Annotated in this window: 1 protein-coding gene; it reads left to right on the plus strand. The window is 69.6% G+C overall.

What is annotated here, in order from left to right; all coding sequences use genetic code 11:
• Position 1: 1 nt before the first annotated feature.
• The coding region (locus tag A5622_RS13610; protein ID WP_066879045.1) for a non-ribosomal peptide synthetase at positions 2-8741 on the plus strand (8740 nt) is incomplete at its 3' end.

Consider the following 8741-nt stretch of genomic DNA (forward strand, 5'->3'; position numbering starts at 1 on the left):
GATGGAGGAAGATCGGGCACTTCCGCTAACGCGCGGTCAGCTTGACATCTGGTTGTCCCAAGAAGCCGGGTTCGCCGGCACCCAATGGCAGCTCGGTCTCCTGGTCAAAATCGACGGCACCGTCGACCACGACGCCCTCGAACGCGCAATCACCCAGGCGGTCGCCGAGGCCGAGCCGGGCAGGGTCTCGTTCTTCGAGGTCGACGGCCAGGTGGTGCAGAAACCGGTCGACTACCCGCATGTCGAGCTGACGCTCGACGACCTGAGGGACGCGTCCGACCCGGTACAGGAAGCCCGCGAGAGGGCTTCCGCCATCCAGCGCACACCGATGGCGCTGAACGGCCAGCTGTTCAAGTTCGTGCTCTTTCAAACAGGGCACGAGGAATTCTATTTGTTTGGTTGCTGCCACCACATCGCCATCGACGGTCTGGGCATGGCCCTGGTCTGCCGCCGCGTGGCAACCATCTATTCGGCGATGGTGGCCGGCAAGCCGATCCCCGACGCCTACTTCGGGTCGGCGCAGGATTTGGTGGACCTCGAGTCGAGCTACGAAGCCTCCGACGACTACGCCGAAGACAAGGCCTACTGGAGCGAGCACCTGCCGCCGGAGAGCGGGCCCGTCGACCGGCTGCCCACCGCCACCGGGGAGCAAGACCACTACTCGCCGTCGGCCTCGGTGCAGCTGGACCCCTCGGTTGCCAACCGGATCAAGGAGCTGTCGAAGAAGCTGGCCATCCGCCGGTTCTCGGTGACCACCGCCGCATGCGCCCTGCTGGTGCGCGGGTGGTCCGGCAGCGGTTCGGAGGTGGCGCTCGACTTTCCGGTCAGCCGGCGGGTGCGTCCCGAATCGAAGACGCTTCCCGCGATGCTCGCCGGCGTGGTGCCGCTGGTCCTGACGACCGAGCCCCAGTCGAGCGTCGCCGACTTCTGCAAGCACGTCGACAAGCGGATCCGCGAGCTTTTGCAGCACCAGCGTTTCCCGGTGCACACCCTGGAGGGTGACGGGCTGCGGCAAGCCCCGAATCGGGTCGGCATCAACTTCATCCCGTCCCGCCTGACGCTGGACCTCGCCGGCTCCCCGGCGACCGCGTCGTACACCAACCACGGCCCGGTCGGGCACTTCGGCCTCTTCTTCCTCGGCGCCGGCGACCAGTTGTTCCTCAGCACGGCGGGCCCCGGCCAGCCGTTCGCGAGCTTTGGCGTCGCCGACCTGGCCGGCCGGCTGCAGCAGATCCTCGAGGAGATGACCGCCGACCCGGACCGGCCGCTGTCGTCGATCGACCTGCTAACCCCCGACGAGCCCGCCCGCATCGACGGGTGGAGCAACCGGCCGGCGCTGCACGAGCCGGTGCCCGACCCCGTATCGATCCCCCAGGCGTTCGCCGAGCACGTGCAGAACACGCCCGACGCGGTTGCGGTCACCTTCGGTGACCGCGCCCTGACCTTCGCCGAACTCGACGAAGCCTCCAACCGGTTGGGCCATCTGCTCGCCGGTCATGGCATCGGGCCGGGGGACTGCGTCGCGGTCATGTTTCCCCGCTGCGCCGACGCCATCGTCTCGATGCTGGCGGTGCTCAAGACCGGCGCGGCCTACGTGCCGATCGACCCGGCACACGCGTCATCCCGGATGGATTTCGTGCTCGCCGACGCGGGGCCCAGCGCGGTGATCACCACCGCGGACCTGCGCTCGCGGCTCGACGACCACGCCGTCCTAGTCGTCGACGTCCACGACCCGGTCGTCGACAGCCAGCCCGGCACCGCGCTGCCGCTGCCGGCGCCGGAGAACACCGCGTACATCATTTACACCTCCGGAACCACCGGAACCCCCAAAGGCGTTGCGATTCCTCATCTCAACGTCACCTGGCTGATCGAGTCGCTCGACGCCGGGTTGCCCAAGGGCAACGTATGGACCCAATGCCACTCGGCGGCCTTCGACTTCTCGGTCTGGGAGATCTTCGGCGCGCTGCTGCGGGGCAGGCGGCTGCTGATCGTGCCCGAATCGGTGGCGTCCTCCCCGGCGGATCTGCACGCGCTGCTGGTCGCGGAGAAAGTCAGCGTGCTGACCCAGACCCCGTCGGCCGTGGCGATGCTGCCGGCCGACGACCTGGAGTCCACCGCGTTGGTGGTGGCCGGTGAGGCCTGCCCGACCGACGTGGTCGATCGGTGGGCGGCGCCCGGACGCGTGATGCTCGATGCGTACGGCCCGACGGAGACCACGGTGTGCGCGTCGATCAGCAAGCCGTTGACGGCCGGGTCCTCGGTGGTGCCGATCGGCTCCCCGATAGCCGGCGCGGCGATGTTCGTGCTCGACAAATGGCTGCAGCCGGTGCCCGCCGGCGTGGTCGGCGAGCTGTACCTGGCGGGCCGCGGCGTCGGACACGGCTATGTACGCCGGGCCGGGCTGACCTCAACGCGGTTCGTGGCCAACCCCTTTGGCGGTCCCGGCGCGCGGATGTACCGCACCGGCGACCTGGTGTGCTGGGGTCCGGACGGGCAGCTGCAGTACCTGGGCCGCGCCGACGAGCAGGTCAAGATCCGCGGCTACCGCATCGAACTCGGCGAGATCCAGGCCGTGTTGGCTGGCCTCGACGGAGTGGACCAGGCCGCGGTGATCGCCCGCGAGGACCGCCCCGGCGACAAGCGGCTGGTCGGCTACATCACCGGCACCGCCGACCCGGCCGCGCTGCGCGCCCAGTTGGCCGACAAGCTTCCGCCCTACATGGTCCCGACCGCGGTGATGGTGTTGGACACCCTGCCGCTGACCGGCAACGGCAAGCTCGACAAACGCGCCCTGCCCTCGCCCGAGTACGCCGCGAGTGAATATCGCGCCCCGGCCGACGCCATCGAGGAGATCCTGGCCGACATCTACGCCCAGGTGCTGGGCGTGGAACGCGTCGGCGTCGACGACTCCTTCTTCGACCTCGGCGGCGACAGCATCCTGTCGATGCAGGTGGTGTCGCGGGCCCGCGCGGCCGGCGTGATCTGCCGCCCGCGCGACATTTTCGTGGAGCAGACGGTCGCCCGCCTGGCGCGGGTGTCCGAGGTCGCCGCCGACGGCGAGCTCGGCGCGGTCGACGAGGGGATCGGGCACGTGGTGGCCACCCCGATCATGCGCTGGCTGCAGACCATCGACGGCCCGATCGACGAGTTCAACCAGACCATGGTGCTGTCGGCACCGGCCGGCGTGACCGAAGCCGAGGTGACGGCGGTGCTGCAGGCGCTGCTCGACCGCCACCCCATGTTGCGGCTACGCGTGCAGGACGACGGCGCCGGCGGCTGGTCCCTCGAGGCGCCCGAGGCGGGGTCGGTGCAGGCCGGCGACTGCGTGCGTGCGGTCGACGCGCTGTCCGACGCGGCCTTGGTCGAGGCTCGCGGCCGGCTCAACATCGCCGACGGGATACTGGTGAGCGCGGTATGGGCAAGCGCGACAAACCAATTGGCGTTGGTCATTCACCACCTTGCCGTCGACGGCGTGTCGTGGCGGACCCTGATCGAAGACCTCAACATCGCCTGGGCCCAGCATCACAACGGCCAACCGGTGGAACTGCCGGTGCCAGGAACGTCTTTCGCCCGTTGGTCTTCGCTGCTGGCCGACTACGCGCAGACGCCGGCGGTGGCCGCGCAGGCCGACGCGTGGCGGCAGGTGGCAGCCACGCCGGCGGCATTGCCTGCGGCCGGACCCGGGGACACCTACGCGACGGCCGGTCAGTTGTCGGCATCGTTGGATGTCGACACGACCCGGCTGCTGTTGGGAGAGGTGCCCGCGGCATTTCACGCTGGAGTGCAAGACATTCTGTTGATCGCGTTCGGCTTGGCGTTCACCGAATTCCTGGGTGAGGCCGCGCCGATCGGTATCGACATCGAAGGGCACGGCCGCCACGAAGAGGTGGCCTCACGCGTTGACCTGTCGCGCACGGTGGGCTGGTTCACCACCAAATACCCTGCGGCGCTGAAGATCAACGGCCCGCTGAAGTGGTCGCAGGTGGTCGCCGGTGAGGCCGCACTGGGTGCGGTGATCAAGGACGCCAAGGAGCAGCTGCGCGCCCTGCCCGACGGCCTGACCTACGGACTGTTGCGCTACCTGAATGACGACGTCGACCTGCAGGGCGCAGACCCGGTGATCGGGTTCAACTACCTGGGTCGGCTGGCCGCGGGAGCCGACCTTTCCGAGGACCTGTGGCGCGTCAGCGAGGACAGCCTGTCGTCGGCGGCCGTGGCCACCGCGGTGGCAATGCCGTTGGCGCACACCGTGGAACTCAACGCCGGCACCATGGACACCGAGGCCGGCCCGCACCTGCACGCCAACTGGAGGTGGGCGCCGTCGGCGCTGACCGACGAGCAGGTAAACCGGTTGAGCCAGTTGTGGTTTGACGCGCTGACCGGCATCTGCGCGCACGTGCGCGGCGGTGGTGGCGGGTTGACCCCGTCCGACATCGCCCCCGCCCGACTGGATCAGCAGCAGATCGACGAGCTCTGCCGTGCGCACCAGATCGCCGACGTGTTGCCGCTCAGCCCCGTCCAGCAGGGGTTGCTCTTCCACACCAGCTTCGCGCAGGAACTCGAAGACCTCTACGCGGTGCAGCTCGCCATCACCGTAAGCGGTTCCCTTGACGCGCAACGGCTTCGCGAGGCGGTGCAGACCGTCGTCAACCGCCACCCCAACCTGGCGGCCCGCTTCATTGACGAATTCGGTGAGCCGGTGCAGATCATCCCGGCCAAGCCGGTGATGGCGTGGAACTACATCGAGCTGGACGGCGGCGATGTCGACGCGCAGGTCGAGCAGCTGGCCGCGGCCGAGCGCACCGCGGTCTGCGATCTGGGCGGGGAGTCCCCGTTCCGGGCGGCGTTGATCCGCACCGCGCCCGACCGGCACCGGTTCGTGCTGACCATTCACCACATCGTCATCGACGGCTGGTCGCTGCCGGTCCTGATGCGCGAAGTGTTCGCCGGCTACTACGGCGAGCGGCTGCCCGCGCCGCCGTCGTACCGCAGTTACCTGATGTGGCTGGCCGCGCAGGATCGTCTTGGCGCCCAAGCGGCTTGGGGCGAGGCCCTCGCCGGCTTCGAAGCCCCCACGCTGGTGGCGCCGCCGGGCAAGATCGGCCGGCGCGCCGTTGCCACCTACACGGTTTCGGCGGACACCACCCGCGCGCTGAGCGAACTGGCCCGCTCCAGCCGCACCACCGTCAGCACCGTGCTGCAGGGCTCGTGGGCGCAACTGTTGACGTGGCTGACCGGCCAGCACGACGTGGCTTTCGGCACCGCGGTCTCGGGCCGGCCCACCGAACTGGCCGGCGCGGACGCCATGGTCGGCTTGCTGATCAACACCGTGCCGGTGCGCGCCGATATCGCCGCCGCGACCACCGTCGCCGACCTGCTGGAGCAGCTGCAGCGCGCCCACGCCGAAACGCTCGAGCATGAACACTTGGCGCTCAACGAGATTCATCGCGTCACCGGACACGACCAACTGTTCGACACGCTGTTCCTCTACGAGAACTACCCGATCGACGCCGGTGCGCTGCTGGGCGTCAACGAGCTGGCGGTCACCGAGTTCAGCAGCCGCGAGTTCAACCACTACCCGCTTTCCGTGGTGGCCACGCCCGGGCACGAGCTGAGCCTGCGCGTCGAGTACGACACCGAGGTGTTCGATGCGTCCGCCGTCGAAACACTGATCGACCGGTTGCGTCAGGTGATGGCCGCGATGGCCGCCGATCCCGCGCAACGGCTTTCGTCGATCGACCTGCTCGACGCCGCCGAGCACGAGCGGCTCGATGCCTGGGGCAACCGAGCCATGCTGACCCAGCGGCGGCGGGCACCCGCGTCCATTCCGGCGTTGTTCGCCGCCCAGGTGGGCCGCGCCGCCGACGCCGTGGCGATCACCTGCGACGAGCGGTCGTGGACCTATCGCGAGGTCGAAGAGTCGGCAAACCGGTTGGCGCACTTGCTTTCCGAGCGGGGCGCCGGGCCGGGTCAGCGGGTCGCGGTGGTGATCCCACGCTCGGCTGAAGCGGTAATGGCGATCTTCGCCGTCCTGAAGACCGGGGCGGCGTATGTGCCGATCGACCCGAGCGTGCCGGCGGCGCGGTTGGAGTTCGTGCTCGGTGACGCAGCGCCGATCGCCGCGCTGACCACCGCCGAGGTGCGGCCACAGCTGGACGGCTTCGACGGCCTGGTCATCGACATCGACGACCCCGCCGTGGGCAGAAAGCCCACGACGGCCCTGCCGGTGCCGGCCCCGGAGAACATCGCCTACATCATCTACACCTCGGGAACCACCGGAACCCCCAAGGGTGTGGCCATCCCGCACCACAACGTGACGTTGTTGCTGGAGACACTGGATGCTCAGCTCGGGTTGGGCCAGGTGTGGACGCAGTGTCACTCGCTGGCGTTTGACTTCTCGGTGTGGGAAGTCTTCGGGTCCTTGCTGTATGGCGGGCGTCTGGTGATCGTGCCGGATGCCGTGGTGCGCTCGGCTGAGGACTTGCACGCGTTGTTGGTTCGCGAGCAGGTGAGTGTGCTCAGTCAGACGCCGTCGGCGTTCTATGCGCTGCAGAGCGCCGATGCGTTGGCGCCCGAGTTGGGTGAGCAACTGAAGTTGCAGACGGTGGTCTTCGGTGGCGAGGCGCTCGAGCCGCACCGGTTGTCGACGTGGCTGCACCGCCACCCCGGCCTGCCCCGGATGATCAATATGTATGGCATCACCGAGACGACGGTGCACGCCTCGTTCCGGGAGATCGTCGACGGGGACGTCGACAGCAACGTCAGCCCCATCGGGGTGCCGCTGGCCAACCTCGCCTTCTTCGTGCTGGACGGCTGGCTGCGTCAGGTGCCCGTCGGTGTGGTCGGTGAGCTGTACGTCGCCGGCGGCGGGCTGGCCACCGGCTACGTCGGGCGGCCGGGGCTGTCGGCCACCCGCTTCGTCGCCTGCCCGTATGGGGCACCCGGCGCGCGGATGTATCGCACCGGTGACCTGGTCCGGTGGGGCGCGGACGGTCAGCTGCAATACATGGGCCGCGCCGACGAGCAGGTCAAGATCCGCGGCTACCGCATCGAGCTCGGCGAAATCCAGGCCGCCCTCGCCTCGCTGTCCGGGGTCGAGCACGCGGCGGTGATCGCCCGCGAGGACCGCCCCGGCGACAAGCGGCTGGTGGGCTACATCACCGGGACGGCCGACCCGGCCGAGGTCCGCGCCCAGCTCGGCGAGCGGTTGCCGAGCTACATGGTGCCCTCGGCGGTGGTGGTGCTCGAGGCGCTGCCCCTGACGGTCAACGGCAAGCTGGACACCCGCGCGCTGCCGGCGCCGGAATATTCCGACGCCGACCGCTACCGCGCCCCGGTGAGCGCGATCGAGGAGATCCTGGCCGGCATCTACGCCCAGGTGCTCGGCGTGGAACGCGTCGGCGTCGACGACTCCTTCTTCGACCTCGGCGGCGACAGCATCCTGTCGATGCAGGTGGTGGCCCGCGCCCGGGCGGCCGGGGTGGTGTGCCGCCCGCGCGACGTCTTCGTCGAGCAGACGGTGGCCCGGTTGGCGCGCGTCGCCACGGTGGCCAGCGGCGACGACGACGTCGTCGACGAGGGGCTCGGGCCGGTGGTGGCCACGCCGATCATGCGGTGGCTGCAGGACATGGACGGCCCCGTCGAGCAGTTCAACCAGACCATGGTGCTCGCGGCGCCCGCGGAGGTCACCTTCGACGACGTGCCGGTGGTGGTGCAGGCGCTGCTGGATCGGCACGCGATGCTGCGGCTGCGCGTCGAGGACGACGGCGTCGGCGGCTGGTCGCTCGAGGTGCCCGAGGCGGGCTCGATCCAGGCCGGCGACTGCGTGGAGTCGGTCGATGTGCTGTCCGAGGCGGCGCTGGTCGACGCCCGGTCGCGGCTGAACCTGGCCGACGGCGTGTTGGTGCGTGCCGTATGGGCAAGTGCGACAAACCAATTGGCGTTGATCATCCACCACCTGGCGGTGGACGGCGTGTCGTGGCGGACCCTGATCGAGGACCTCAACATCGCCTGGGCGCAGCACCACAGCGGGCAGCCGGTGGCCCTGCCGGTGGGCGGGACCTCGTTCGCCCGGTGGTCGTCGCTGCTGGACGAGTACGCGCGGCGCCCCGAGGTGGTCGAGCGGCTGGAGGAGTGGCGGCAGGTGGCCGCCGTGCCGGCGGTGTTGCCGCAGGCCCAGCCCGAGGACACCTACCTGACGGCCGGGCAGTTCTCGGCGTCGCTGGACGTCGAGACCACGCGGCTGCTGCTCAGCGAGGTGCCCGCGGCGTTCCACGCCGGCGTGCAAGACATCCTGTTGATCGCGTTCGGACTGGCCTGGACCCAGTTCGTGGGCACCGGCGCGCCGATCGCCATCGACGTGGAGGGTCACGGACGCAACGAGGAACTGGGCCCGCAGGTGGACCTGTCGCGCACGGTCGGCTGGTTCACCGCGAAGTACCCGGTGTCGCTGCGGGTCGGTGGGCTGTCCTGGGGCCAGGTCGTCGGCGGGGACGCGGCGCTGGGTGGGCTGGTCAAGGACGCCAAGGAACAACTGCGCGCCCTGCCGGACGGCTTGACCTACGGGCTGCTGCGCTATCTGAATCCCGAAGCGGCACTGGATGATCCGGATCCCGTCATCAGCTTCAACTATCTGGGTCGGCTCGGCGGTGGCGCCGCCGAATTGTCCGCCGAGCTGTGGCAGTTGGCCCCGGACAGCTTCGCGATGGCCGGCGCGGCGGGCGCGGTGGCGCTGCCGTTGC

The organism is Mycobacterium sp. 1245801.1 (genome assembly GCF_001673055.1).
GTDB classification, from domain to species: domain Bacteria; phylum Actinomycetota; class Actinomycetes; order Mycobacteriales; family Mycobacteriaceae; genus Mycobacterium; species Mycobacterium europaeum_A.